Here is a 26,373-nt window from a genome sequence, read left to right on the forward strand (position 1 = left end):
TCATACAAACAGAACTGTGGGGACACGGAAGGGTAGGAAGAGCCGGGAATGGAAAGACCGGTTCAAGCACAAAGGCTAGCCTGGGAGGCAAATCCCTCAGGCGTTGCTAAAGTGTGAAGAGGAGCGAACATAAAGTAGCGAAGCTTCCGAACCCATGCCGTCGAGAAAAGCCGCTATAGCTTTGTATGAGCCCGTACCGTAAACCGACACAGGTGGATGAGGAGAGAATCCTAAGGCCGACGGGAGAAGCATTGTTAAGGAACTCGGCAAAATGGCCCCGTAACTTCGGGAGAAGGGGCGCCTGGGCAACCAGGCCGCAGAGAAATGGCCCAAGCAACTGTTTAGCAAAAACATAGGTCTATGCAAAACCGAAAGGTGAAGTATATGGGCTGACGCCTGCCCGGTGCTGGAAGGTTAAGGGGAGAGGTTAGCCGCAAGGCGAAGCTTTGAACTTAAGCCCCAGTAAACGGCGGCCGTAACTATAACGGTCCTAAGGTAGCGAAATTCCTTGTCGGGTAAGTTCCGACCCGCACGAAAGGCGTAATGATTTGGGCACTGTCTCGACAATGCACCCGGTGAAATTGAAATACCAGTGAAGATGCTGGTTACCCGCGCCAGGACGGAAAGACCCCATGGAGCTTTACTCTAGCTTGATACTGGGACTCGGTAATGCATGCACAGGATAGGTGGGAGGCTATGAAGCGACAACTCCGGTTGTCGTGGAGCCGCTGTTGGGATACCACCCTTGTGTTACTGGGTTTCTAACACGCGGCCGTGATCCGGCCGGTGGACAATGTCAGGTGGGGAGTTTGACTGGGGCGGTCGCCTCCGAAAGGGTATCGGAGGCGCTCAAAGGTTCCCTCAGAATGGTTGGAAACCATTCGCAGAGTGTAAAGGCATAAGGGAGCTTGACTGTGACACCGACGGGTGGAGCAGGTACGAAAGTAGGACTTAGTGATCCGGTGGTATAAAGTGGGATTGCCATCGCTCAACGGATAAAAGCTACCCTGGGGATAACAGGCTTATCACTCCCAAGAGTTCACATCGACGGAGTGGTTTGGCACCTCGATGTCGGCTCATCGCATCCTGGGGCTGTAGCAGGTCCCAAGGGTTGGGCTGTTCGCCCATTAAAGCGGTACGCGAGCTGGGTTCAGAACGTCGTGAGACAGTTCGGTCCCTATCCGGCGTGGGCGCAGGATATTTGAGAGGATCTGACCTTAGTACGAGAGGACCGGGTTGGACAAACCGCTGGTGTATCGGTTGTACTACCAAGTGCATGGCCGAGTAGCCAAGTTTGGCAGGGATAAACGCTGAAGGCATCTAAGCGTGAAGCCTCCCTCAAGATAAGATATCCCATTGCAATAAGCAAGTAAGACCCCTTGAAGACCACAAGGTAGATAGGACAGAGGTGGAAGTGTGGTAACACATGTAGCTGACTGTTACTAATAGGTCGAGGGCTTGACCTAAATAGGTTTTTACAGATATGGATGAAATCATTTTTATGTGTAGAATGTACTTATAATTTGGCCCAGTGGCTCAGTTGGTTAGAGCGCCGCCCTGTCACGGCGGAGGTCGAGGGTTCGAGTCCCTTCTGGGTCGTAATTTCTTCTTTACTTAATGATGATTATGTGTTATAATAGTCAAGTCGTCATTAGAAGAAAAGATTAATTTATGTATGATGTATGAATTGTATAAGTTTGTACATAATATCCCTAAGGGATCTTAGCTCAGCTGGGAGAGCACCTGCCTTACAAGCAGGGGGTCATAGGTTCGAGCCCTATAGGTCCCATTAGAAAAAATGCCGATGTGGCTCAATTGGCAGAGCAGCTGACTTGTAATCAGCAGGTTATCGGTTCGAGTCCGATCATCGGCTTTCAACATAAAATATGTTGACTTTAAATAATTTATATGGATGGGTACCCAAGAGGCCAAAGGGGGCAGACTGTAAATCTGTTAGCTAAGCTTTCGAAGGTTCGAATCCTTCCCCATCCATTTGGCAAAAGCCAAATGTTCGCCACTAAGCAATATGGTATGCGAACTTATATAATGACGCGGGGTGGAGCAGTCTGGAAGCTCGTCGGGCTCATAACCCGAAGGTCGTAGGTTCAAATCCTACCCCCGCAACTTTTATGTTATTAGTTGTCTTCATAGAAGAATTTACATAGCTTCTTAGGCAATGAAGTATACCATGCCCAGATAGCTCAGTTGGTAGAGCAGAGGACTGAAAATCCTCGTGTCGCTGGTTCGATTCCGGCTCTGGGCATTTTTACTTGAAAAATATTATTTAAAACGGGACATTAGCTCAGGCGGTAGAGCACTTGACTTTTAATCAAGGTGTCCGGGGTTCGAGTCCCCGATGTCTCATATAACGGCCTTATCTATGGCCGTTTTTTTTTATGTTTAAATTTAAAATTAGAAAAATTATATTTATATAGAAATTTGTATAGAGATAGCTAGTTATTATTTGACATAAACTAATAACGGGGTTACTATAGTAATGTTGATATTTTATTGTTATATTGCATCAACCGTGGATAATTAAGTTAAGGAGGATATAGTGTTGAAAGAGAAAGTTGATCTTCTGAAGCAATATATTAATGAAAGTGATAATATTGTTTTTTTTGGAGGAGCAGGAGTATCAACTGAAAGCGGTATTCCGGATTTTAGAAGCGTTGACGGATTGTATCATATGAAATATAAATATCCCCCGGAAACTATATTAAGCCATAGCTTTTTTATCCGTCATACAGAGCAGTTTTATGAGTTTTACAAGGAAAAGATGATATATAAAGATGTAAAGCCTAACATAACTCATCTTAAGCTGGCTGACTTAGAAAAGCAGGGAAAGTTAAAGGCAGTAGTAACCCAGAATATTGACGGACTTCACCAAGAAGCAGGTAGTAAAAATGTCTTAGAACTTCACGGGTCAGTATTGCGAAACTTTTGTATGAACTGTAATAAATTTTATGATCTTAATAAAATAATTAAAAGTAAAAATATCCCATATTGTCAATGTGGAGGAATTATAAAACCTGATGTGGTTCTTTATGAAGAAAGTCTTGATGATGCTACTATTACAAAAGCAATACAGTTTATATCTAAGGCAGATATATTAATTATTGGGGGGACATCTCTTAGTGTTTATCCGGCGGCAGGACTTATCAGATATTACAAGGGAAGAAAAATGGTGCTGATTAATAAGTCCGTAACAGCTTATGATAATGATGCTGATTTATTTATACAGGCCGGCTTAGGAGAGGTTTTCAAAGAATTATAGTAGATAAGAGGTCATAATCTTATAGTAATTTTTAAAGTTGTTAAAAATATATATAGAAAGGACATAATATGCAGACAGATAGAAGAAGCAACTCATACAGACTTACAATAGGGGGTATACTCCTTGCCCTAGGAATTATTGTTCCAAGAATGTTTCATGTGTTTGGAACACCGGGTATTGGAAAGGTGTTCTTGCCCATGCATTTTAGTATTTTTATAGCAGGAATCTTTTTGGGACCTTTTTATGGAACAATCATTGGTTTTATAACTCCCCTAATCAATTCATTATTTGGAATGCCTATATTCCCACAAAATATAATAATGGCATTTGAACTGGCATCCTATGGGTTATTTGCAGGCTTATTTATGTATCTGTTAAAAAGCTATAATAATAAAAGGATTAGTAGAACCATACGAATTTACATAAGTTTAATACTATCCATGATTTTAGGCAGGATGGTTAATGCCATAGTATTGTTGTTAATGGCTAGGTTATTTAATATGAATGTGCCTGCACCCTTATCTGTACTGGCTTCTAGCCTAAGGGGAATGCCGGGTATTCTTATTCAATTATTATTGGTTCCCGGTATTGTAATAGCCATATACTCATCACAAGAGAAATATATTCAATAATTAGTTAATTAAATAAATTTTTTTTATTTGTATTATATTTTGACGGTTGCCTTAAAAACCTTTTTATTGTATATTTAGTAATATATGCGTTACAAGACCTATGGAAAAATGAAATAATCCAGATTTCACCACAGTAATAAGATTAGGATAAAATATATAAGTTCTAATCAGATATTATAGAAACATTATATAAGTACATTAAAGTTTAAGGAGGAAATAACATGAGCAAGATTGACACAATGTCAGTAAATGCCATCAGAATTTTATCTGCAGACGGCGTACAAAAGGCAAATTCAGGGCATCCTGGACTCCCTCTAGGAGCTGCAGCAATGGCTTATGAGCTGTGGGCTAAACACATGAAACATAATCCGGCAAATCCAAAATGGCCAAATAGGGATAGATTTGTATTATCCGGCGGTCATGGATCAATGCTTTTATATTCTTTACTACATTTATTTGGCTATGGCCTTACAAAAGAGGATTTAGAGCAGTTTAGACAAGACGGTTCTTTAACCCCGGGACATCCTGAGTATGGACATACTGTAGGTGTGGAAGCAACAACCGGTCCTTTAGGTGCAGGAATGGCTATGGCAGTAGGTATGGCTATGGCTGAAGCACACCTTGCTGCAAAATTCAATAAAGAAGGTTATCCTGTAGTTGATCATTATACCTATGTTCTAGGTGGAGACGGCTGCATGATGGAAGGAATTACTTCTGAAGCAATGTCTCTTGCAGGAACCTTAGGATTAGGAAAATTAATAGTATTATATGATTCAAATAAGATTTCCATTGAAGGAGATACAGATATAGCCTTTACCGAAGATGTAAAGAAGAGATTTGAAGCATATGGATTCCAGACGTTAGTAGTTGAAGACGGCAATAATCTTGAAGAAATCGGTGCTGCTATTGAAGCTGCTAAGGCAGATCTTACAAGACCTTCCATGATTACAATAAAAACTAAGATTGGTTATGGTAGTCCTAAGGAAGGAATGGCCAGTGCCCATGGTGAACCTTTAGGGGCTGATAATATTAAAGCCTTAAGAGAAAATCTGGGATGGCCCAGTGATACTCCTTTTGAGGTTCCTGAAGAAGTATATGAAAATTACAAATCTATAGCTAAAAAGAATGCACAGATTGAAGAAGAATGGAATAAGCTCTTTGAGAGTTATTGCAAAGAATATCCTGAAATGAAAAAATTATGGGATCAGTATCATGATGAGAATGCTGCAAAGCATCTGATTGATAATGAAGAGTTCTGGGCATATGATGATAAGGCTGATGCTACTAGAAATCTTTCAGGACAAGTAATAAATAGAATTAAAGATCATCTACCTAATTTTATCGGTGGAAGTGCAGACCTTGCACCTTCTACAAAGACCCTTATGAAGGACGAGGAATCTTTCTCTAAAGATAATTATGGAGGCCGTAATCTACATTTTGGTGTAAGAGAACTGGCCATGGCAGGTATAGGTAACGGTATGGCCCTTCACGGTGGACTAAGACCATATGTTTCTACTTTCTTTGTATTTAGTGATTATGTAAAACCCATGGCAAGATTGTCCGCCCTTATGGAAATGCCTTTAACATATGTATTAACCCATGATAGCATCGGTGTAGGAGAAGACGGTCCTACCCATGAGCCTATTGAGCAGTTAGCAATGCTTCGTGCTATGCCTAATTTTACTGTTTACCGTCCTGCAGATGCTACTGAGACTATTGCTGCATGGTATTATGCTATTACATCCACTAAGACTCCTACAGCACTTGTTTTGTCCCGTCAGAATCTGCCACAGTTAGCAGGCTCCTCTAAAGAAGCATTAAAGGGTGCTTATATTATTTCAGATTCTAAGAAGGAAGTGCCTGATGCTATTATTATTGCAAGCGGATCAGAGGTTCAATTAGGTCTTGGTGCTCAGGAAGAATTATTAAAGGAAGGTATTGATGTAAGAGTAGTCAGCATGCCTTCTATGGATGTATTTGAGCAGCAATCTGAGGAGTATAAAGAAAGTATCCTACCTAAGAATGTAAGAGCTAGAGTGGCTGTAGAAGCTCTATCTTACTTCGGATGGGGTAGATATGTTGGTCTAGACGGAACTACTATTGCCATGAATAGCTTTGGTGCTTCTGCTCCTGCCAATGTTCTTTTTGAGAAATTTGGCTTTACAGTAGATAATGTGGTAAAAGCAGTTAAAAGCGTATTATAATTATATAAATTAGACATATATTTTTAGGTATAGATTAAGTTATAGCTGACATTAGAAGGCAGAAAAAAGGTAATTAGATACCTTATCTTCTGCCTTCTTTTGATATTTCTAATGGAATTCTAATATAGACCTGTTGAAAAATACTTAAGCTACCGATACAATTATACTTATATATAATTAGAAATTAAAGTCCATATAAGGAGGGGAAATCCAAGTGGCAAAGATACTGATAATTGAGGATGAGCTAAAAATTGCCAGATTTTTGGAGCTGGAATTAAAACATGAAGGATATGAAGTATTAATCTGTGGAGACGGAAGAAATGGTCTTAATAAGGCTTTAAATGAAGATGTAGACTTGATTATTTTGGATATAATGTTGCCGGGTTTAAATGGTATAGAAGTATGCCGCAGAATCCGACTAGAATCCCAAGTTCCTATTATAATGCTTACTGCAAAAGATGATGTCTCTGATAAAGTGGCCGGATTAGATACAGGAGCCGATGACTATATGACTAAACCCTTTGCCATAGAAGAATTACTGGCTAGAATTCGGGTTGCTTTAAATAGGAAGAAAAATCAGAAAGAGCCGAAAATAGAAACCTTGCAGGTTGGAGATTTAAAACTAAATTTGGCCAGCCGCAGTGCCTATTATAAAGATGATGAGCTTGTCCTTACCAAAAAGGAATATGAGCTTTTGGAATATATGCTTCGTAATAAGAATTTTGTCTTAAGTAGGGAGCAGTTATTAAATCATGTATGGGATTATGAGTATTTTGGAGATACCAATGTTGTAGATGTTTATATTAGATATTTAAGACAGAAGATAGATGAAAAGTATGGTATTCACTTAATATCTACTGTCCGCGGTGTTGGCTATATCATTAAAGATTAGGATATGATAGATAGAAAGGGATAATATGAGCTGGGACAATTTTTTAGAGACTATACGTAGAATATTGGTTAAGATTATCCTTCCAATTCGGAAAAAAAGAGAGGAATTTCTGAGCAATTTTAGGTTGTCAATAATGTTTAGGATATCAATGGGATATTTGAAACTTCTTATTACCCATGGACTTTTACTTATGTTTGGAATATTCCTTATCTTTATGTATGCTGAAAAAGAAAATTTTAGTGATATGGCTAATGATATAATTACTTCTTTCAAAGAAGAGGATGAAAGTGCATATATTAATCCCTATTATATGCAAGGGCTTTCCATGAAGCTTCTTGATATAAATACTAATGAAGAGGTTTATAATGATATTGCATATCTTCCCGCTTCTGACAAGGCTTTTTTTCATGGAATACATTTTGATACTAAAAGTGATAAGAATATATTAGTAATAAATGAAGATAAAGAATTTACCACTGAAAAATCCTCTTATATAGCTACTTTTCAGTATGATTTAACAGGAAGCTATAGAAGCTTTCTATCCATGCTATGGAAACTTATAGTTCTTTATATTATTATCGTTGTGCTGATAATAAAAAAAGGAAGAAAAAGTGATGAAAAATTATTTGAACCCATTAGAATTATGTCAGCAACAGCAAATCGCTTGACAGTCCATAATCTGCATAGTGAAAGATTAAATGTAGAAGGTACTCAAAATGAATTAAAAGATCTGGCTAATGTAATTAATGAAATGCTAGATAGGATAGAAACTTCTTATGAGAGTCAAAAGCAATTTGTCTCAGATGCCTCCCATGAACTTAGAACCCCTATTGCAGTTATACAAGGATATGCTAATTTACTAGACCGCTGGGGAAGTGAAAATAAAGAAGTATTGGCCGAATCAATTGAAGCTATACAAAATGAATCCCGGTCTATGCAGGATCTGGTAGAAAAGCTGCTCTTTTTATCAAGGCATGATAAAAAAACCTTAAAGCTGATTAAGAAGCGTTTTAATATGAGGCCTATGGTAGAGGATATGATAAAAGAAACTAAGCTTACCACCCCTAACCGAATAATAAATAGTCCCATATTAGAAGATGTTGTGGTATATGGGGACAAGCAGGCTTTAAAACAGGCAATTCGAATATTTATTGATAATGCAATAAAATATTCAAATGATGGAGATGAAATAACCATCCTATGTGAAAATCAAAACGGTGACTGCGTAATAACCGTAAAAGATACCGGTATAGGTATGACCCGAAAGGATGTTGAACATATTTTTGATAGATTTTACAGATCTGATTATGTAAGAAATCATAATATTAGCGGCCATGGACTGGGTCTGTCCCTTGCCAAATTAATTATTCTGGCCCATATAGGAAAAATTAAAGTCCGAACCCAATTTACCAAGGGAACCAGCTTTATTATAACCATACCAAATAGAAAGTTTTAATAATTTAAGAGGGTGTCATCAAAGATTTTCTTTGTGACACCCTAAATATTTTTTATCTTAAATATTTTTAAATTGAGCCATATAAAGATCATAATATAGGCCTTTTTTAGCCAGTAATTCAGAAGAAGTACCCTCTTCTAAAATTTTTCCTTTGTCAATAACAAAGATTCTGTCTGCTTTACTTATGGTTGATAACCTATGGGCTATGACAAAGGAGGTACGGCCTTTTAGCAGTGCTTCAATACCTTGTTGAACCAATAATTCAGTATGGGTATCGATACTGGATGTAGCCTCATCAAGAATTAATATCTTAGGCATGGATACCATGGTTCTGGCAAAAGCAATTAGCTGTCTTTGACCTATTGATAGTCCACTGCCTCTTTCTTTTAACTCAGTATCGTAGCCGTCTTTTAGTTTCATAATAAAGTCGTGGGCATTGACAGCCTTAGCGGCCTCAATAATTTCCTCATCCTTGGCATCAAGCCTGCCATATCTAATGTTATCCTTAACAGTACCTGAAAAAAGAAAGTTATCTTGAGTCATGATTCCCATTTGCTTTCTTAAACTTTCAATGGATACATCCTTAACATTATAGCCGTCTATATATACATTTCCCTGCTGAACATCGTAAAATCTGCTTATCAGGTTTACTATAGTGGTTTTACCTGCCCCTGTAGGACCTACTAAGGCAATAGTTTCTCCCGGTTTTACTACAAAGCTTACATCGTTTAATACCGGTGTATCTTCATCATAGGCAAAAGATACATGTTCGAAGGTAACTTCACCTTTAATTTCAGGCATTTCAATTACATTTGCCCTATCTTCTATTTCCGGCTTGGTATCTAAAATATCAAAGATTCTTTCGGCTCCGGAAATATTAGTTATTATCTTATTATAGAAATTACTTAAATTCATAATGGGACGCCAGAACATACCTATATACATACCAAATGATATAAGGGTTCCCACATTGCCGGCTCCTATACCTAAAACTTTAACTGCTACAAAGTACATAGCAATTGTACCAAGGCCCCAGCTTATATCTACCACTGAGAAGAAGGCATCATTAATAAGAATAGCACTTATAAAGGAGCCTCTATGTTCCTTTAGTAGATGGTCAAAATCCTCTTCGGTTTCATTTTCAGCTGTAAAGCTTTGAATAATTCTTATACCGGAAAGAGACTCATGGATAAAGGCATTTAGGTTGGAGCTTTTTTTCCTATGAATACGCCATCTGACATGGGATCTTGTTTCAATAAACCAAAGACCACATAGCATCAGTGGAAGGCTTATTAAGGAGGCAAGAGCCAGTCTCCAGTTTTTAACTAACATAATAATAACTACAGCGACAATTGTTACAAAATCAGGTATAAGAGTGGTAACACTGTCTGAAAGAACATCCTTAAGGGAATTTACATCCCCGATAATTCTGGCCAGGATCTTACCGGTTGGTCTGCTGTCAAAAAAGTTAAAGCTTAGTTTCTGAATATGGGTATATAACTCCTGCCTTATTCTTAATAATACGTCGTTGGACATTTTGGCCATCAAATACATTCTTAACTTGACCAGTAGAATAAATATAATGTTTAATCCTAAGGCAAAACCTATTAGCATCAGCAATCTTTTTATATCCTTATTAGCTATATGGACGTCTATGGCACGTTCAATTAACAAAGGATTAATAATGGAGATTGCAACAGTTGTTAGCATAATTAATATAACAGAAAAAATTGTAGAACGGTATGCTAAAAGGTATTTAAACAAGCGTACTAAAGTATCTTTTTTACTGACAGAACTTATATGTTCGTCTTCTTTTATTGCATTTATAGACATGTAGTCACCTCCCTATTACCGGAGTCGGATATATAATCACCGTACTGGGCCTGATAAGTTTGATAATAGTATCCCTTTTCTTTAAGGAGGGTTTCATGGGTGCCCCTTTCCTTGATTTTACCGTTTTCCAGAATAATAATTTCATCTGCATTTCTTACAGCCGATATTCTGTGGGCTATAATTATCTTTGTAGCCTTAATGTCGGTTAGGGATTTTTGAATTAGATGTTCAGTTTCCATATCAAGGGCAGAAGTAGAATCATCTAGTACCAAGATAGGGGTCTTTTTAGCTAAGGCTCTGGCTATACTTATTCTCTGCTTTTGTCCCCCTGATAGGCCCACACCTCTTTCTCCGATTATGGTATCATAACCATCATCCATCCGTTCTATAAATTCGCTGGCTTGAGAGTAATGGGCAGCTTCAATTACCTCTTCCTGCTTAACCCAAGGCCTTTTACCTAATTTAACATTTTCATTAATGGTATCAGAGAATAAAAATACATCCTGCATTACTAAGGATATACTTCCTCTTAACTGTTTTAAGGATAAGTCTTTAATATTAACACCGTCTAGAAGAATTTCACCTTGACTAGCATCATAAAATCTTTGCAGTAAGTTTATAATTGAACTTTTTCCGGCTCCTGTAGTACCCATTATTCCTATGGTTTTTCCTGCTTCTAGTTTAAAACTGATATCAGTTAAAATATCATTACCGTTTAAATTAAAGGATACTTGATTAAACTCGACACTACCTTTTACCTCATCAAGGATAACCGGATTTTCAGGTTCGGTAATTTTAGCTTCCTCTGCAAAAATTTTTCGTATCCTTTTGTATGAAGCAAATGCTGCAGCTAAGTCGTTGGACAGCCAGCCTAGCATTTCCATGGGCCATACAATGTTCATAGAATACTCTGTAAAGGCCCCCAAAGTACCAAGAGATATTTCACCCCTAATTACTTGTCTTCCTCCAAATAAAATTACAAACATGGGAAGAAGCTTTGTAATCAGCTGAAAATAAGGATATAGTTTAATAAACACCTTGGATTGCTTCATATTTAAATCATAGTATTGTTTATTGTGGGATAAAAATTTATTAATTTCAAATTTTTCTCTAGCAAAGGCTTTTACAGTACGGACACCGGCTAAGTTTTCCTGTGCTACAGTATTAAGCTTTGCATTTTGTTCACTGATATTTTCATATATTTTCCCCAACTTATTCTCCATTAAAATGGCAAGGCCACCTACGATAGGTAGCACAATAGTTGGAATAATTGCTAAGCTGGCACTTTCCCTATACATAAAGAATAATGCAATTCCCGTATGGATAGTAACCTCAAAAATTAGCATACTTACATAACCGGTAGCGGCCCAAATCCTGTCAACATCATCCTTTACCCTAGACATCAGTTCTCCCGTATTGTTTTCATCAAAAAAGCTAATGGATAATCCCTGGATATGGGTAAACAGACGTTTTCTAAGTTGGCTGCCTATTTTTGAACTAACGGTATCAAAAATAAGCTCCTTAACATAGGTAAACACAGCTCTTCCCAGTCCAATAAATAATATCATAGATAATAAGGAGAAAAGCAGATCGGTTTTTCCTTCTATGATTACCTTATCTATGATGTTTTTAGTGACTTGTGGTGATACCATATCCAAGACTACAGCTATTATGGTACACAGTAGGGCAAAGGCATAGGCATACCAGTATTTCTTTAGATAATAAGACAATTTATTCATAACTCCTCCATTCCTGCATTCCTAAGATGTTTATCTTCGGTAACAAGTATTTTTGTGTATAAACCCCCTTTAAATTATAATTATAAAATCAAAAAAGCCGTAGTTGAAAAACCACGGCTAATAAGCAAAAATATAGTTATATAAAGTCCCTATAAATACCCATATAAAGACAAATTATATACCACCTAAATTTTTACAGTTCCATGAGGTTTTTCCACACAAAGAGATTATTATGCACTTATTATTATTACCGATTATTAACTTCATATGTTTTACCTCACTTTCTGTAATAGTCTTCCATCATTATATCTACTAATATTTTAATTGTCAACCATATTTTTCACAAAATAAAAAAGTATAAATAAGATGAAATATTAATTTTTGATTAATAATTTAAAAACTTCAAGGTTTGTTCATAATTTCATGCTATACTAATTATACAAGACATGCTTAATAAGACAGGATGATTTTGTATAAAATATATAGCAAAGAAGGTTGTGATTGAATGGATCTACCTATCTTGTATAATGAGGCAGAGGAGTGGAGCCAGGCTATAATGCTGTATGATGCGGCATTAAAGGAGATTAATACCAAACTGGAGATACTCAACAATGAATTCAAGCTGGCTCATCAGTACAACCCAATTGAGCATATTACATCCAGATTAAAAACTCCCCAGAGTATAGCAAATAAATTAAAACGGTATGGAAGAGATTTAACAGTAGAGAATATTATAAAATACGTTAATGATGTGGCAGGAATTAGGGTGATTTGCTCTTTTACATCGGATATATATCGTATTGCTGATTTAATATCTAAAATAAGTGATGTTAAAGTATTAAAGGTTAAGGATTATATAGCTAATCCTAAACCTAATGGATACACCAGTTATCATATGATTGTAACCATACCGGTTTTTCTTTCTAATATGACGGTAGACACTAAGGTTGAGATACAGATTAGGACAATTGCCATGGATTTTTGGGCCAGCCTAGAACATAAGATTTACTATAAATTTGAGGGAAATGCACCGGATCATATACAGAAAGAATTAAGAGAATGCTCAGAACTGGTGGCTTATCTTGATCGAAAGATGCTCTCAATAAATGAGGAAATTCAAAATTATAGTTCAAATCAAGTAAAAAATTATGGAATTGAAGATAAGTATAATTCAGAAATAGTTGAATCCCTTGGAACAATTGTAGATGAAGGCAATAGTAAAAAGGATAAAAGAAAAAAAGAGAAAGAAACTAAAAAGACCGGTAGAAATAGGATGTTTTTCGGATTTGGAGCATAAAAAAGGTGCTGCATTTATTTTAATAAGTAAATGCAGCACCTTTTTTATATACTATAATTTAATGTTTTTTAATAGGGAAGCAAGGCTGGTAGTTGCCTCTTCATCAGCCTGGTAAACAAACTGGGTATCTTCTACATCCTCGATAACCTCTTCCTTGGCTTTAACCTCTTTCATACTTAAACTAATTTTACCGTCCTTTATATCTATAATCTTAACGGTTACATTATCCCCTTCTTTAATTACCTCATTGGGGGACTTAATTCTCTTTTCACAGATTTGGGATATATGGACCAGGCCAGACAAGCCATCACCAATATTTACAAAAGCCCCATAAGGTACAATTTTTTCAACAAGTCCTGTGGTTACAAGTCCTCTAGTAAGATTTGAAATCTTTAGTGCTTTTTCTTTATTAGCCTTATCTATCTCTACTTCCTTAGCAGATAAAACCAGCTTACGGTTTTCTTTAGAAGCAGTAATAATAATAGCATCAAGCTCTTTTCCAACCCAGGATTCTAAATCCTTTACATAGCTTAAAGACAGTTGAGAGGCAGGTATAAAAGCACGGATACCATAAAGATAAGTAATAAGGCCTCCGTTTACAGCCTGGCCTATTTTTACTTTTACTTTTGTTTTAGCTTCATAATCTTCCATAATTTTATCCCATGCAATAATGTCGTCGGCCCGCTTCTTTGAAAGAAGTATATTACCATGTCCGTCATCATTACCTATAACCATGGCTGATATTTCATCCCCTACGATTATATCATCCTTTATGGAGAAGTTAGGGTCATTACTTAATTCTTCAAGCCCAATAATACCTTCGGCGTAATATCCTAAATCTACAGAAACTTCAGTGTCAGATACACCAATGACTGTTCCTTTTATAATATCCCCTTCAGAAATTTTTTTAAAGGATCTATCTATCTCCTCTTTAAAATCATCCATGGAAAGATTACTATCATCTGTATTTGTTATATTTTCTGTACTCATGTCTGTATGTTGTGTCCTCCTTATTATTTTTTAGGCATATATTTTCTAATAATTATATCATATACTTCTGGAATAAATATACAAGCGGCCTTTTTTTCCTACTTTTTGAATGCTACCCACATGATTTAAAATATTCATAGCTATGGATGAGGCATTGTTTGATAGACCTGAGGCTGCTTTAAAATCTTTTGAGCTAAATTCTTCTCCCAGGCTTTTAGGTATAAGAAGTTTATAATCCTCAAGCCCTGATATATAAATTTCATCTACCATTTCTAAAGGAATGCGGTCGCATTTGGTGGAACCCTTCTTTTTATCCTTACTCCATCCGTCTAAGATACGGTATTCTTCCATATTTAAAAGTACTATTTTAAACCTTAGATTTGGCAGCTTAAGAAAATTTTTTATCTTATATAATTCAGGAAAAATCATATAAGGACTGCCTTTTTTAGGTGATTTCCTTGGTGACGAAATTTTTCCCGTTTCAGGGTTAATCCAACGAATCCATTTAATATAAGGAACCGGATAAACAATAGTTACGGGAAAATGCTGTAAAAAAATTGATAGTTTTTTTCTTAAGCGATCAAAGCTTCTGGTTTGAATTTCTATTATTTCTTTTCCGTTACAAATATCTGCTACAAATCCTTCTATTTTTACTTCATGATTTAACTCATTGGCTTCATAATAATTCTTTAGGACAGAATGTACGGTTTTTTCACTTAAAGTTCCTATACCCATAAAGTCTTTTTCTCTGCCTATAATATCATCACAGACCTTATGAAATAATTGCTCTTTCATAAATAATCCTCCCATAGTTAAGCATACATATAAAGCCCTGACAAATCAAGGATTATCTAAAAGCCCGATTATTATAAGGTCTTTATATTATAGGATTAGCGGTAAAATAATTGAGTAATATATGTTTTATAATCGCTGTCTTTTATGTATGTAAATCCTACTCCTAAGTTTCTAAAATTTTTGTTAAGTATATTTTCCCTGTGATCAGGGGAGTTGAACCAGGCATGGGTGGAAATTATAGCTGTTCCATATCCTGCAATGATATTTTCACCTAGGTATTGAAAAGTTATTCCTTCCTCATTTAGGCGATCACTGGGGCCTTTATTATATTTATCATAATGACTAAAATAGCTGTTTATAGCCATATCTGTGGAATGCTTTCTAGCAGCATTAGCAGCAGTAGATGACCAAGACAAAGTGGAAAGGCCGTTTCTTGCCCGAATGGAATTGGTAAGATCAAATACTAAGAGTTCTATATGGTTTGTAATTTCATCCATAGATTTATTTTCTTTAATATCAGCAGTAAGTAGGGATATTCCCGTAACATAATTTGTTCCTACTTCATCCATAAAAATTTCTAGGGAGTAAGAATGAGTATTATGGGTTAGGATAAAATCCATAGTAAAATCCTTTTTAAGAATTTTATTTACTAAATTTAGATCCGATTGGGGGCTTATACCCATAAAATTAAAATCTATAGAGTCTGTATAAAATCCTACCACTTCACTATCCCTAATGGCCACAAATAAAAGTTTGCTATAATCATTATTATAGACATAATAATTAAAATCATATTCAGTACTTACTATACGGTTTGGTTTACCTAGTTTATGTAATATGCTTTTTTCTTCTTCTCCTAGAGATATACTGATACCCCTTACATTTAAGGTAATCTCGCTATTAACAGTGGGATTTTTTTTGCTAGAGGAAGAATTTGATTTTGTAGATTTATTAGGTTTATTTAAAATGTCAGCTTCAGAGTAAGCCTGATTAATATGTGACATAGAAGAAATATCATTTTCTAGATTTGGATCAATATCCTTTTTTAAACAGCCCTTGGAACTTATACTAAATATTAGAGTACTTAAAAGAAGGACATACCTTAAGGAAATTTTTTTTCCCATAGTCAACTCCTTTTTATATATCCATGTTTAAGGTTAATTTGTTAGTCTTTATTTTAACATAATTACATAGGGGGAATCCATGTCATAAATTGGAAATATAAGAAGTTATTTTTTAAAACTGGCCTAACTATTGAAATCTATGGAAATATAAAGTATTATGAAATGAAAAAGTATATAAAGGAGAATAATATGAAAGTATTAGTTACAGGTGGAGCCGGGTATATAGCAAGTCATACAAATATAGAACTGCTTAACTGTGGGTATGAAGTTGTAGCTGTAGATAATCTAAGTAATTCTAATATGGAATCCATTAGAAGAGTTGAAAAGCTTACAAATCGTAAAATTAAGTTTTATGAAAATGATATTTTAGATAAAAGTGCTCTACAAAAAATTTTCGAAGAAGAAAAAATAGATGCAGTTATTCACTTTGCGGGATTAAAGGCAGTGGGAGAATCCTGTAAAATACCTTTAAAGTATTTTAAAAATAATGTATCAGGAACTATAAATTTATTGGAGGTAATGGAAGAGTACGGGGTTAAGACCTTAGTATTTTCATCATCTGCAACGGTTTATGGTGACCCCCAGACAGTACCTATAACAGAAGATTTTCCTTTATCAGTTACTAATCCCTATGGAAGAACTAAGCTGATGATAGAAGAAATACTTGGGGATATATATGCTGCTGATAATAGTTGGAATATTGCAATTCTAAGATATTTTAATCCAATCGGAGCCCATGAAAGTGGAGAAATCGGGGAAGATCCCAATGGCATTCCTAATAATCTGGTACCTTATATTGCAAAGGTGGCAATGGGTGTACTTGATAAGATTAATGTCTTTGGAGATGATTATGATACCCCTGACGGAACCGGTGTAAGGGATTATATACATGTGGTAGACTTAGCTATCGGTCATATAAAAGCTATTGAAAAACTTAAGGATAAACCGGGGCTGGTTACCTATAATTTAGGAACCGGAAGAGGTTACAGCGTCTTGGAGGTTATTCATAACTATGAGAAGGCCTGCAAAAAGAAGTTACCTTATGTTATTACCGATAGGAGGCCGGGAGATATAGCCATATCCTATGCAGATCCTGCTAAAGCCAATAAAGAACTGGGCTGGAAGGCAGTCAGGGATATTGAGCAAATGTGTAGGGATTCATATAATTGGCAAAGCAAAAATCCCAATGGATACCATAGTTAATCCTATATAGTATTAAGATATTTATGCAATATGTTAGATAAATTACAAAAAAATTAAATAAGTATTGACAAATCAGCTAAAATTTGTTAAAGTAAATATGGTTATACAGGAGAAGGTATTACCAGAGGTACGAAGTATGGGAGCGAGAGGGTAGATTAAATAAAATAAGATTGGCTAAAACGTGAGTTTGTAGGGGTGCACCTTTTTAGCCAATCTTATTTGCTTTTTAGAGAGTAGATTAATTGACTCCCACAGCAAGAAGGGTTATTCGATCCTCATCGGTAGTACTTGTGTCTTGATACAACTGTTCTAATTTAAAATCTGCCCATCTCATAAGTGTTCCTTCATGAAAAGTCCAGGAAGGGGTCACTATGGGATAAGTCATTTCTTCTTCATAATACCAAGGATCTTCCGGATGGAGGGGATTTGTAAGTATATGAAAATCCTGTGCCGGCATGTAACCTTGGGCCAGTAAAAAGCAGCGGTTTCCGTTTTCGTCAGTGGCAATATCTACAACCATAACACAATGGCCGGGGCTTCCTCCCTCAAGAAGAAGATCACCGGGAAGCAGTTCAGAAAGTTGTATAGGTTTGCTTTCTGCGGTTAGAGAAAGGGTTCCGGCATAAGTAAAGACCCTCTCCATATATTTTAAAAAGTTTTCATATGAATCATCATAGGAAGTGGAATGGACCCAAGTGACATTATTACCGTCTACTTTTATACGATAGCCCTCTCTCCATTTGTTATATTCCATATAAAAACCGTTAGTAAGATGAAAGGCAATTTTATCATACTCTTCTAAGGACCAATAGTATTCGGCATATATTCGCATGGCTGAATCGGCACATTGTTGTAAATCTTTTTTTCCTATATCTATATCAAAGACTGCCACATGGTTTTTTTGGTGCTTAATGGGTTTTTTGTTATATGCTAATACTTTACTTCCATCATCTTTTAATGGAAGATTTCTTATAAAACCGGTTAATTCATCTGAAGATGATGGTATGCGGCTATAACCTTTAGGAGTCATAATTCTGATATCTAGTGTTTTTCCCTCAGGATTTATAAAATTTATGGGATTTTCTATGTTAATACTTTCGGCATCAAGATTCTTATCATCATCTGTGGAATTTGTATCCGGATAATCCTTCTTGGTATTTTCATCAACAATAGCTTGATTATTATCTTTTTTATTACATCCCATCAGTAAAGAGAATAAAATAAACATAAGAAGGAAAAACTTAGATATAAATATGCAAATTTTAAGTGGTTTTTTTTGTGATTTCATAAGATCTCCTTTTAACTAACATAATATGGTATAATCCGTATATCGTTGACATTATATCATAGACTTTATATTTTTGTATTAATATAGTATTACAAAAGCTTTAAATAGTTATAACTTAGACCTATAACTGATTATAGAATGTTTGACAAAGCAAAAAACCCATGATATACTTTGACATAAATATGAAGATAAATGCAATGAAGAGAAGAGTAATCAGTGGAGCAATCGACAGAGAACCCCGGTAGCTGAGAAGGGGAGATTTGCATAAGCTGACGAAGATGGTCTCGGAGCAGCACACCGAGGAAGAAATTCTTAGGCTGTGACGGCAGCATCCGTTATTATGCTAGGCTGTTATATGCAGCGACTAAGGCCTATGATTGCGAAACATAGGTGAATTAAAGTGGTACCACGGGAAGTCCTCTCGTCTTTAAATATTAAAGACGGGAGTTTTTTATCGTATGGGAAGTATCACATATTCTTATGATAATACTAAGAAAGGAAGAGGATTATGAGTAAAAAGCCATATTATATTACAACAGCCATAGCTTATACCTCAGGCAAGCCACATATAGGCAATACCTATGAAATTGTATTGGCTGACAGTATTGCCAGATTTAAACGCTGGGAAGGCTATGATGTATTTTTTCAGACCGGTACGGACGAACATGGTCAAAAAATTGAATTAAAGGCCAATGAGGCCGGTATAAGTCCTAAAGAATATGTAGATAAAATAGCCGGAGATATTAAGAATATCTGGGATCTAATGAACACATCCTATGATAAATTTATTCGAACTACAGACACGGATCATGAGAGACAGGTTCAAAAGATTTTTAAGAAGTTATATGAACAGGGAGATATTTATAAGGGATTTTATGAAGGTATGTATTGTACCCCCTGCGAATCATTTTTTACCCAATCACAGCTAAAGGAAGGAAAATGCCCGGACTGTGGAAGGGAAGTACAGGCTGCTAAGGAGGAAGCATATTTTCTTAAGTTAAGTAAATATGCTGACCGTTTAATAGAACATATTAAGGAAAATTCAGAGTTTATTCAGCCTGAATCTAGAAAACATGAGATGATGAATAATTTCCTTATACCGGGTCTTCAGGATTTATGTGTTTCTAGAACATCATTTAAATGGGGTATTCCTGTAGACTTTGATGATAAACATGTTATATATGTCTGGCTAGACGCTTTAAGCAATTATATTACCGGTATAGGATACGATGTGGACGGTAACAGCAGCCAGCAATTTAAAAAATACTGGCCTGCTAATTTACACCTAATAGGTAAAGATATATTAAGATTCCATACCATTTATTGGCCTATTACCTTGATGGCATTAGGCTTACCTCTTCCAAAACAGATTTTTGGCCATCCATGGCTTTTACAGGGCAGCTCCGGAGATAAGATGAGCAAATCAAAAGGAAATGTCCTTTATGCTGACGATCTTGTGAAAATCTTTGGGGTAGATGCCGTAAGATATTTTGTTCTTCATGAGATGCCCTTTGATAATGACGGAACAATTACCTGGGAGCTTTTAGTTGAAAGGATTAATTCTGACCTGGCCAATACCCTAGGTAACCTTGTGAATCGTACAATATCCATGTCAAATAAATATTTTGAGGGAATAGTTAGTGACGGTAAGGTGGTAGAAGCGGTTGATGAGCAGTTAAAAGGACTGGCACTTCAAACACCAAGCAAGGTTATTGCAAAAATGGAAAAGCTTAGGGTTGCCGATGCAATCAGTGAAATATTTAATCTCTTTAAACGTTGTAATAAATATATTGATGAAACTATGCCTTGGATTTTGGCCAAGGATGAGGAAAAGAAGGCACGTCTTGCCACAGTTTTATATAACCTAGTAGAAAGTATCTGTATAGGTGCAAGCCTTCTAAAACCCTTTATGCCGGAGACAGCAGATAAAATATTATCTCAGCTTTCAGCCAAGGCAAGATCCATTGAAGAAATAAATGATTTTGGCCTATATCCTTCAGGAACAAGGGTAACCGAAAAGCCTGAGATATTATTTGCCAGATTGGATATTAAAGAGGTTTTAAAACAGGTAGAAGAAAGTAAGGAAAAAGAAGAACAGGTAGAAGAAAACCAGGCAGGTCAAGGAAGTAAGGATATTATAGATATAGAAGCTAAGCCGGAAATAACCTACGATGATTTTGCTAAGTTGCAATTTCAAATAGGGGAAATCATTGCCTGTGAAGAAGTAAAAAAATCTAAGAAGCTCTTATGCTCTCAGGTTAAGATTGGATCCCAGGTAAAACAGATTGTATCCGGAATTAAGGGTCACTATACTGCCCAAGAGATGGTAGGTAAAAAGGTTATGGTTGTTACCAACTTAAAACCGGCAAAACTGGCAGGGCTTGTATCAGAAGGCATGCTTCTTTGTGCAGAAGATTTGGAAGGAAATTTATCCTTAATGATTCCCGAAAGACCCATGCCATCAGGAGCAGAGATTAGTTAATATAACAAAAAATTATTTAAGGGGCGCCGTAAATTGGCTGCCCCTTAAAATATTGATTAAATAAATTATTTGCTAGCAATTTCTTTATTACTTAACCATACTTCAATATGATCTTCAATTATTCCAAATTGAGCGGGACCGATATCCAGCAAAAATTTGTGAAATTCCTTAAGATTAAAATCATCCCCCAGTTTCTCTTGGGCAATATTTTTCAATTCTATAATTTCAAGGTACCCTATTGCATAAGGAAGATAAATAGCAGGTTCCTCTAAAAGTCTATTATAAATAGCTTCAGCTACATCCATATCACCGGTATATTGGCTAATATATGTAACGGCTTTGTCCTTAGTCCATCCTTCATAATGAATACCTATATCAGCCCTGGCATGTATCATAAGAAGAACTCTGTTGTTTATCTCCAATAAAGATGCAAGTTTTGGATCTATCCCTGCATAAGAGTAAGAAAGATACTCCACATATGTGGCCCATCCCTCATCATAACCTACAAAGTTAAGTAGATTTCTTATGGGAGCGGGATTTAGGCTTCTAAAATATACATTTTGATAAAGATGTCCCGGATAGCCTTCATGGGCCACTGTAGGATAAATAGTAGATAAGGTTTCAAGGTCATTCCCATTGATATAGATATTATTATCTGTATAATTATCAATTGCCGGAACCAAGTACATGGCAGGACTTAAATAATCAGACAAGGATTCATGAACATATTTTATCTCACAATTTACATCAACCGGTTCCGGAAAATCATCTACTATATTCTTTTTTAAATCCTCTAATATAGTTTCGGGATCTGTCAGAGGGAAGGCAGTAAAGGACTCCACCGTGTTTAAAAGTGAAGGCTCAAGTATGGCTAAATTAGTAATTTCCATAATATCGTCATTAATATTAGTTTCAAGCATTTTAATAATATCATTAAGGCTTCTACTAGATCCGGATTTAATTTTAGCCAAGGCCTTGTAATAAGCCTTACCTTCCGGATAATAATATAGGCCGGCATTATTTTTTCCGCTACCTTTTAATTCTTGAAGAACATCTATTATAAGCTCATAAGAAGGAATAATATATTCAAGAACTCTCTTTTTATTTTCATTTTTATAAGTTTTTCTTTCTTCATCGGTAAGGTTTTGGAAAGATTCAATTTTTTCATCAAAATATTCTATAAGAAGGTTCTCATCTGGGTTGGCAATAAAGGCTTCACATTGTTGGATAATACGGTCGGCAACGGCATCTGACATAAAAAGGCCTTTTTCAGACTTTTCTTTTTCAAATTCGCTTATATCCTCAAAATAATCATATACACAGGGAAGTAAATCCAGGTATCTTTCTATATCATCTTTATCATAAAAATTATATTCAGCAAGAAGTATAGGCAGCTGAGCCTGAAGTCCGGTAGTAGGACCAAGGCTTTCAAAATAATATAAATAATTACCCAGTTCCAATTCTGTCTCCAGATAATTATGTAAAATATCATAAGTAAGCTGCTGATCTAAAGTTAATGAATCATAATCAAATTCTTTTAGCTCCTTTAAGTACTCCTTAGATGTCATGAGTTCTTCCTTCAATCTTATGATACTGTATTCCCCTAAAGTAACTTCTGAAGGTTCAATTCCAAACTCTTCAGGACGGGAAAGAGTGTAATGAAGGGATAAGGCATCGCTTTGGACCTCATTAACAAAAACCTTATGAATAAATTGATCAAATTTACTTTGTTGACTTTCAATATCGGAAGACTTATTACATCCAAAAGTAAAAAAAGAAAATAAGAAAATTAAGCATAATATCAAATACAATTTTAGTCTTTTTTGAATAAATATTTTTTTAAACATAGTTACCTCCAGATAGGGTTAAAGTTAATGTTAATTTAAGTTTATTCGCTAATTGCTATTGTAAGAAGCATAATTTGAATAACACTTATATTACCTAAGTATATACAGGAATTTGTTAAGTTTTATCCTTAATAAGCCGAAATATAGACTGAAGACCTAAACATTATAACAGATTTTGTCATAAATTCAAATAGTTTTCCTTGGAAGGAATTGATAATAAATGAAGAATATTGTTACTAACACAGATATAGATCTTATTATGGAAATATTACGTCAGGCCAGGCCTATAAAGGCAGCAGTACAAAAGGAAGAGAGTAATAATACTCTTAGTTCAAAAGAAATAGAGTATAATAACAGCCCTAGATCCTATTTAAAAGGCCCTGATACAGATGGAGGGCTTATGCTTTCTAGAAAGAATAGAAAAATATATCTGCAAAAAAAAGATGAGTATTTTCAAGAAATAAAAAAGCATATAAATGATATTTTAAATAGATTAACAGAACAGGATTATAAAAAGCTTTTAGATGAGGGATTTCAAGTTGAGGATTTAACGGTTGAATCCCTGGCAGGGGCCATAAAGATGATTAAGGATTTTAACAATATTAATAAAGAAAAAAAAGAGGAAGCTTCCCCTAAAAACAAGGATAAAAAAATATCAGATGATGAACTTAATGAAAAAATGAAAGCTTATAATATTCCTGTTAGCGATGAAGCCAAGGATAGGATTAAAGAGGCATTAAACTTAAGTGAGAGTATTCAAAACATAGAGAAAAAAGATATTTTATATCTAATAGGAAAAAATTTGCCGCCCACCATTGAAAATATATATAAGGCAAGATATAGCAGTAAGAATAATGAGGCAAACAATAAATTATCCGATGCTGATTGGGATGAGCTAATACCTAAGGTAAGCGACTTTCTTAATAAAGTAGGCATACAGCTTAGTAATGACACCCTAGATAAAGCCAGATGGCTGGTTGAAAATAATCTTTCCTTATCAAAGGAAAATATAAATTACATAACAGGTTTAGAAAAGCTGGCGAGAAATTATGATAAGGGTATGATTTTAGAGAGGATTTTTAAGGGAATGGGAAAGGGAATCCTTCCCGGAGATGTTCCTTTGTTAGATGAAAATATAGAAGATAAGGATGTAAACAGGCTACTTGAAGATATCCATAGCATTAATGATGAAGATATAATAAATTCTGTAAAAGATAGGCAAGAAATTAATATAAAAAATTTAGTAAACAGTAAAGAAGCAGAAGAATTAGATGTAGAGCAGGAATATGAAAAGATGCCTGCAGACCAAAAGGTTAAGTTTATTACTGCTAAGAAACAATTGGAAGAAATTCGATTAAAAATGACAGCTGAAGCAGCATTAAGACTTGAAAAAAAGGGGTTTTCTATTGACACCAAGCCTTTAGAAGAAGTTGTTGAAAAACTCAGGCAAGAAGAAGAAAGCTATTATAAGGAGCTGTTAGAACAAGCAGAAATTAAGGCCGATGAAGAAAAAATTAATTTATTAAGAAATACCACAGAAAGTCTCAAAGAGTTAAAAATTATACCCGCTCATGTTTTAGGAGCAACTCTTTATGATATAGAAAAGCATACTATATCAGGACTTATAGGTACAGGAAGAAGCATCCTTATAGACTTAGAAAAGGCAAAAGAATCATACGAGGCCTTATTTACACAGCCAAGAACAGATTATGGGGACAGTATCCAGAAGGCTTTTGATAATATGGAATCTCTTATGGAGGAAATGGGTATTGAAGATACTTCATATAACAAAAGGGCCATAAGAATATTAGGATATAACCGGATGGAGATTACTAAAGAAGCAATAGAAGAGGTTAAAGCTTATGACCTTCAGGTTAATTATTTAATAAAAAATATGAATCCTGCCTTAGCAGTTAAAATTATAAAAGACGGACTTAATCCTATGGATCTTCCCATAGAAGAATTAAATTATCGTCTTGATAAGATAAGGGAGGAAGAAAGCTTTTCATCCATTGAAAAGTATAGCACATATCTTTACAAGTTAGAAAAGGAAAGCAAAATATCAGAAGCTGAGAGAAAAGCCTATATAGGAATTTATAGACTCCTATATCAAATTGAAAAATCTGATGGAGCCGCCCTAGGTGCAGTAATAAAATCAGAAAGAGAGGTAACCTTAAATAACCTTTTAACAGCCCTGCGGACCATGAAAAAAGGAAAAATGGACTATAATGTTGATGATAATTTTGGTGGTCTAAAAGAGCTATCATTTGAAAAGGAAACCATATCTGATCAATTAGGGGCGGTATTTTCAGAGCAAGCTAGCCAAAGAAATATTCATAGGTCCATAATAAAGCAGCTTTTAGAAGAGATGAATCCTGGAAAGTTACAAAGACTTCATATAAATAATACTGATGAAGAAGTACAAGCACAGCAAAATCTTTGGGATACCCTAGGTAATATGCCCATTGAGAAGCTCCTTGATCAGATAAAGGCTATGGAGACAAATCCAGGAGATGATCAGGCATATTTTTATGAAAAATTAAATCAGTTAAGGAAAATATATGAAAACTGTGACCAAGCAATTCATTTCCTCAATAACTTTAAAATTCCTTGTACTACAGGTAACCTAATAATGGCAGAGCAGATTTTAAATAACAGTATGGATGTCTATAAAAAACTTTTACATAGAAACCTTAAGAAAAAGAGCCAATTAACCGATAAATTAATAGACAAGAAGACTATAAATGAGGCATATGAGCAGCTTGAGCAGGAGGCAAAGGATATTATTGAGGAAAAAGCAAAAGCAGATGATATAGATTCTTTTAAGCTTAATGAGTTAAGAAATATGGGATTACAGATGCAATTTATAAAAACCTTAGGAAAAAGGGAATTTTATCAGCTTCCTCTAGAAATGTCAGGGAAATTAACTAATATTAATCTGACTATTATAAGGGGTAAATCTGATGCCGGAAAGGTAACAGTTACACTTTCATCGGACAAATTGGGAAATATCAAGGCAGAAGCTAGATTAAAGGAAAATACCCTCAGTGGATATTTTGCCTGTGACCATAAAGATAGTATATCTATACTTAAGACTAAAGAAGACTTACTAAATTCCTTATTAAAGGAAGAGAATTTAGAAATAAAACAGCTTAATTTCTACCTGCAACAAGCAGCCAAAGACATATACGGATACCAAAACACCTGGGAATCGGAAGGAAGCAGCAACCCTGAGACTGAGCGTATCTTGTATAGGGTTGCAAAAGCCTTAATATATATGATTAAAACAGCTGAGGAAGAATTATAAAATTCGC

The 26,373-nt window shown here is 35.4% G+C and carries 16 protein-coding genes, 7 tRNA genes, 1 rRNA gene and 1 other annotated feature (1 of these 25 only partly in view); of the genes, 17 read left to right on the forward strand and 7 right to left on the reverse strand.

The genetic code is table 11. The features are described from left to right. From SD1D_RS00065 to SD1D_RS00125, 13 genes are all read left to right on the forward strand, one after another. Nucleotides 1–1,466, forward strand: a 23S ribosomal RNA gene (locus SD1D_RS00065) (it extends 1,434 nt beyond the left edge of the window). A gap of 59 nt (nucleotides 1,467–1,525) precedes the next feature. Next, nucleotides 1,526–1,599, forward strand: a tRNA-Asp gene (locus tag SD1D_RS00070). 117 nt (nucleotides 1,600–1,716) lie between these two features. Next, nucleotides 1,717–1,789, forward strand: a tRNA-Val gene (locus SD1D_RS00075). Between the two features lie 11 nt (nucleotides 1,790–1,800). Beyond that, a tRNA-Thr gene (locus SD1D_RS00080) sits at nucleotides 1,801–1,873 on the forward strand. 37 nt (nucleotides 1,874–1,910) lie between these two features. Continuing rightward, nucleotides 1,911–1,992: transfer RNA gene (locus SD1D_RS00085), tRNA-Tyr, on the forward strand. Nucleotides 1,993–2,050: 58 nt separating this feature from the next. Next, nucleotides 2,051–2,124 (forward strand) — tRNA-Met (locus SD1D_RS00090). A gap of 66 nt (nucleotides 2,125–2,190) precedes the next feature. Beyond that, a tRNA-Phe gene (locus SD1D_RS00095) sits at nucleotides 2,191–2,263 on the forward strand. A 28-nt stretch (nucleotides 2,264–2,291) separates the two neighbouring features. Next, nucleotides 2,292–2,364, forward strand: a tRNA-Lys gene (locus SD1D_RS00100). Nucleotides 2,365–2,560: 196 nt separating this feature from the next. Further along, nucleotides 2,561–3,277 (forward strand): NAD-dependent protein deacylase, encoded by a 717-nt coding sequence (locus tag SD1D_RS00105; protein ID WP_058257042.1) that lies wholly within the window; start codon nucleotides 2,561–2,563, stop codon nucleotides 3,275–3,277. A 68-nt stretch (nucleotides 3,278–3,345) separates the two neighbouring features. Next, the gene (locus tag SD1D_RS00110; RefSeq protein ID WP_058257043.1) at nucleotides 3,346–3,909 is read left to right on the forward strand and encodes an ECF transporter S component; all 564 of its coding nucleotides are present in this window, start codon (nucleotides 3,346–3,348) and stop codon (nucleotides 3,907–3,909) included. Nucleotides 3,910–4,130: 221 nt separating this feature from the next. Next, complete coding sequence (tkt, locus tag SD1D_RS00115; RefSeq protein ID WP_058257044.1) at nucleotides 4,131–6,113, forward strand: transketolase; 1,983 nt, start codon at nucleotides 4,131–4,133, stop codon at nucleotides 6,111–6,113. Between the two features lie 214 nt (nucleotides 6,114–6,327). Then, on the forward strand, nucleotides 6,328–7,005 hold the full coding sequence (locus SD1D_RS00120) for a response regulator transcription factor (RefSeq protein ID WP_058257045.1): 678 nt from the start codon (nucleotides 6,328–6,330) through the stop codon (nucleotides 7,003–7,005). A gap of 133 nt (nucleotides 7,006–7,138) precedes the next feature. Further along, nucleotides 7,139–8,461: a HAMP domain-containing sensor histidine kinase gene (locus tag SD1D_RS00125; RefSeq protein ID WP_162287262.1), complete on the forward strand. Its 1,323-nt coding sequence runs from the start codon at nucleotides 7,139–7,141 to the stop codon at nucleotides 8,459–8,461. Nucleotides 8,462–8,518: 57 nt separating this feature from the next. On the opposite strand, the gene SD1D_RS00130 is transcribed toward SD1D_RS00125, so the two are convergent. Together SD1D_RS00130 and SD1D_RS00135 are read right to left on the reverse strand one after the other, a co-directional pair. After that, a complete protein-coding gene (locus SD1D_RS00130; RefSeq protein WP_058257047.1) occupies nucleotides 8,519–10,294 on the reverse strand; it encodes an ABC transporter ATP-binding protein in 1,776 nt (591 codons plus the stop codon). Next, complete coding sequence (locus tag SD1D_RS00135; RefSeq protein WP_058257048.1) at nucleotides 10,285–12,033, reverse strand: ABC transporter ATP-binding protein; 1,749 nt, start codon at nucleotides 12,031–12,033, stop codon at nucleotides 10,285–10,287. The genes SD1D_RS00130 and SD1D_RS00135 overlap by 10 nt, the downstream gene beginning before the upstream one ends. A 505-nt stretch (nucleotides 12,034–12,538) precedes the next feature. On the opposite strand from SD1D_RS00135, the gene SD1D_RS00140 reads away from it, so the two are divergent. Continuing rightward, nucleotides 12,539–13,330, forward strand: coding sequence for a GTP pyrophosphokinase (locus SD1D_RS00140; RefSeq protein ID WP_058257049.1), 792 nt, complete (start codon nucleotides 12,539–12,541; stop codon nucleotides 13,328–13,330). Nucleotides 13,331–13,381: 51 nt separating this feature from the next. Here SD1D_RS00140 and SD1D_RS00145 read toward each other — a convergent pair whose 3' ends face one another. From SD1D_RS00145 to SD1D_RS00155, 3 genes are all read right to left on the reverse strand, one after another. Further along, entirely contained in the window at nucleotides 13,382–14,320 is a 939-nt protein-coding gene (locus SD1D_RS00145) for a S1 RNA-binding domain-containing protein (protein WP_058257050.1), read from the reverse strand. A 57-nt stretch (nucleotides 14,321–14,377) separates the two neighbouring features. After that, nucleotides 14,378–15,115, reverse strand: a complete 738-nt coding sequence (locus tag SD1D_RS00150; protein ID WP_058257051.1) for a hypothetical protein — start codon at nucleotides 15,113–15,115, stop codon at nucleotides 14,378–14,380. Between the two features lie 95 nt (nucleotides 15,116–15,210). Continuing rightward, complete coding sequence (locus SD1D_RS00155; RefSeq protein ID WP_058257052.1) at nucleotides 15,211–16,239, reverse strand: CAP domain-containing protein; 1,029 nt, start codon at nucleotides 16,237–16,239, stop codon at nucleotides 15,211–15,213. A 189-nt stretch (nucleotides 16,240–16,428) separates the two neighbouring features. Between SD1D_RS00155 and galE the strand changes: the two genes are divergently transcribed. Continuing rightward, entirely contained in the window at nucleotides 16,429–17,442 is a 1,014-nt protein-coding gene (galE, locus tag SD1D_RS00160) for a UDP-glucose 4-epimerase GalE (RefSeq protein WP_058257053.1), read from the forward strand. Between the two features lie 238 nt (nucleotides 17,443–17,680). Here galE and SD1D_RS00165 read toward each other — a convergent pair whose 3' ends face one another. Further along, complete coding sequence (locus SD1D_RS00165) at nucleotides 17,681–18,730, reverse strand: DUF4846 domain-containing protein (protein WP_058257054.1); 1,050 nt, start codon at nucleotides 18,728–18,730, stop codon at nucleotides 17,681–17,683. Between the two features lie 188 nt (nucleotides 18,731–18,918). Next, nucleotides 18,919–19,162: a binding site (T-box leader), on the forward strand. A 76-nt stretch (nucleotides 19,163–19,238) separates the two neighbouring features. Between SD1D_RS00165 and metG the strand changes: the two genes are divergently transcribed. Then, nucleotides 19,239–21,212, forward strand: coding sequence for a methionine--tRNA ligase (gene metG, locus SD1D_RS00170; RefSeq protein WP_058257055.1), 1,974 nt, complete (start codon nucleotides 19,239–19,241; stop codon nucleotides 21,210–21,212). A gap of 65 nt (nucleotides 21,213–21,277) precedes the next feature. On the opposite strand, the gene SD1D_RS00175 is transcribed toward metG, so the two are convergent. Then, the gene (locus SD1D_RS00175; protein ID WP_058257056.1) at nucleotides 21,278–23,059 is read right to left on the reverse strand and encodes a DUF885 domain-containing protein; all 1,782 of its coding nucleotides are present in this window, start codon (nucleotides 23,057–23,059) and stop codon (nucleotides 21,278–21,280) included. Between the two features lie 220 nt (nucleotides 23,060–23,279). Here SD1D_RS00175 and SD1D_RS00180 point away from each other — a divergent pair, with 220 nt between their 5' ends. Then, a complete protein-coding gene (locus SD1D_RS00180) occupies nucleotides 23,280–26,366 on the forward strand; it encodes a DUF6240 domain-containing protein (RefSeq protein WP_058257057.1) in 3,087 nt (1,028 codons plus the stop codon). Nucleotides 26,367–26,373: the final 7 nt, after the last annotated feature.

Source organism: Herbinix luporum (assembly GCF_900070325.1).
GTDB classification, from domain to species: Bacteria; Bacillota; Clostridia; order Lachnospirales; family Lachnospiraceae; genus Mobilitalea; species Mobilitalea luporum.

Coding starts and splice junctions, on each gene's coding strand:
- SD1D_RS00130 (WP_058257047.1), bottom strand. CDS start 10,294: ATGTCTATAAATGCAATAAAAGAAGACGAACATATAAGTTCTGTCAGT.
- metG (WP_058257055.1), top strand. CDS start 19,239: ATGAGTAAAAAGCCATATTATATTACAACAGCCATAGCTTATACCTCA.
- SD1D_RS00145 (WP_058257050.1), bottom strand. CDS start 14,320: ATGAGTACAGAAAATATAACAAATACAGATGATAGTAATCTTTCCATG.
- galE (WP_058257053.1), top strand. CDS start 16,429: ATGAAAGTATTAGTTACAGGTGGAGCCGGGTATATAGCAAGTCATACA.
- SD1D_RS00180 (WP_058257057.1), top strand. CDS start 23,280: ATGAAGAATATTGTTACTAACACAGATATAGATCTTATTATGGAAATA.
- SD1D_RS00110 (WP_058257043.1), top strand. CDS start 3,346: ATGCAGACAGATAGAAGAAGCAACTCATACAGACTTACAATAGGGGGT.
- SD1D_RS00165 (WP_058257054.1), bottom strand. CDS start 18,730: ATGAAATCACAAAAAAAACCACTTAAAATTTGCATATTTATATCTAAG.
- SD1D_RS00150 (WP_058257051.1), bottom strand. CDS start 15,115: ATGAAAGAGCAATTATTTCATAAGGTCTGTGATGATATTATAGGCAGA.
- SD1D_RS00135 (WP_058257048.1), bottom strand. CDS start 12,033: ATGAATAAATTGTCTTATTATCTAAAGAAATACTGGTATGCCTATGCC.
- SD1D_RS00125 (WP_162287262.1), top strand. CDS start 7,139: ATGTTTAGGATATCAATGGGATATTTGAAACTTCTTATTACCCATGGA.
- SD1D_RS00155 (WP_058257052.1), bottom strand. CDS start 16,239: ATGGGAAAAAAAATTTCCTTAAGGTATGTCCTTCTTTTAAGTACTCTA.
- SD1D_RS00175 (WP_058257056.1), bottom strand. CDS start 23,059: ATGTTTAAAAAAATATTTATTCAAAAAAGACTAAAATTGTATTTGATA.
- tkt (WP_058257044.1), top strand. CDS start 4,131: ATGAGCAAGATTGACACAATGTCAGTAAATGCCATCAGAATTTTATCT.
- SD1D_RS00140 (WP_058257049.1), top strand. CDS start 12,539: ATGGATCTACCTATCTTGTATAATGAGGCAGAGGAGTGGAGCCAGGCT.